This window comes from Burkholderia sp. E168m23, assembly GCF_016586125.1.
GTDB classification, from domain to species: Bacteria; Pseudomonadota; Gammaproteobacteria; order Burkholderiales; family Burkholderiaceae; genus Burkholderia; species Burkholderia orbicola.
In genome coordinates this window covers 1-1451 of the sequence record NZ_BCPP01001317.1, presented here as the reverse complement: position 1 = coordinate 1451, position 1451 = coordinate 1, and the positions used below count along the sequence as shown (strand labels likewise).

2 protein-coding genes are annotated in these 1451 nt (G+C 68.4%); one reads left to right on the top strand and one right to left on the bottom strand.

The window, feature by feature from the left end; genetic code table 11:
* The coding region (locus JMF90_RS36880; protein WP_201326323.1) for an MFS transporter at positions 1-829 on the top strand (829 nt) is incomplete at its 5' end.
* Positions 830-883: 54 nt separating this feature from the next.
* On the opposite strand, the gene JMF90_RS36875 is transcribed toward JMF90_RS36880, so the two are convergent.
* Positions 884-1451: response regulator transcription factor (locus JMF90_RS36875; protein WP_201326322.1), on the bottom strand; the 568-nt coding region annotated here is incomplete at its 5' end.

Below are 1451 nucleotides of genomic sequence, written 5' to 3'. Positions count from 1 at the left end.
GGCGGGCGCGGCGGTGGCGTTCGTCGTATTCGTCCGTGTCGAAACGCGTGTCGCGCGGCCGCTGTTGCCGGTGTGGCTGTTTCGCGACCGGCGGCTGGTGCGCGCGAATCTCGCGTCGTTCGTGCTCGGGTTCTCGGGGTACAGCAGCCTGTTCTTCCTGTCGTTGTTCCTGCAGCAGGCGCAGGGCCGTGCGCCCGCCGCAGCCGGGTGGCAACTGATGCCGCAGTTTGTGATGACGGCGATCACGTCGATGCTGTTCGGGCGCATCGCGGCGCGTATCCCGTTGCGCGCGCTGATGGTGGCCGGGTACGGGTTGATCGGCGCGATGCTCGCGGTGATGGCCGGCTTCGGTGCGGCAACCCCCTATGCGGCGCTCGGCGTGGTGCTGGCGCTGCTCGGCGTCGGCATGGGGCTCGCGGTGCCGGCGACCGGCATGACCGTGATGGAGCTGGCGCCGGCGGAGCGCGCGGGCATGGCGTCGGCGACGATGAACGCGTTGCGCCAGACCGGGATGAGCCTGGGCATCGCGGTGCTCGGCAGCATGATGAGCGTGGGCGCGTTGCACCGGATGACGGTGGCGATGCACGTGGCGGGCAGTGCGCAAGCGGATACGCTCGCGCGGCAGGCAGTGATGGAGCACGTGTTCGTGGCTGGGCGACCTGACATGCTCGGCGCGTATCGGGATGCGATGACGCACGGGTTTTCGATCGCGATCCTGTGTTCCGGGATCCTCAGTATGGCGGTCGTGGTGATGTTGACGATGCGGCGTGAAAAGGAGCCGCGAACGGCCGTATCGTGCGTGACGCCTTCGCAGCCGGAACCGGAATGAGGCGGCGTTTCGGCCGATCGCCTTTTTCGTTGCGAATCGGTGCGGCAGGCGCGCCTACCGCCGCCGATGCTCGACCGCGAACTTGATCAGCTCGGCCTGCCCTTCGATCTCCAGCTTGCGCTTCAGGTTGAGCCGATGCGTCTCGACCGTGCGCACCGACAGCCCCGTCTGTTGCGCGATCTGCTTGCTCGACAGCCCTTCGGCCAGCGCGTCGAGGATGTCGCGCTCGCGCGGCGTCAAGCGGTCCAGCGGCGATGCGGTCGCGCTGGCCTGGATCATCCGCGCGGCCAGCCCTTCGCTGAAGAACGTCTGCCCGGCCAGCACCGCGCCGATCGCGCGGACGATCTCGCTTGCGGGCGAATCCTTCAGCAGGTAGCCGCTCGCGCCGGCGCGCACCGCCTGCGTCACGTATTCGATGTTGTCGTGCATCGACAGCATCAGCACGCGGATGCCCGGAAACCGCTCATGAAACACGCCCGCGAGCGTGATGCCGTTCATTCCGTTCATGCCGACGTCCATCAGCGCGAGATCGGGTTCGAGCGACTCGGCGAGCGCGAGCGCCTCGTCCGCGTTGCCGGCCTCGCCGACCACCGACAGGTCGGCCGCTTCCAGCCGCATCCGC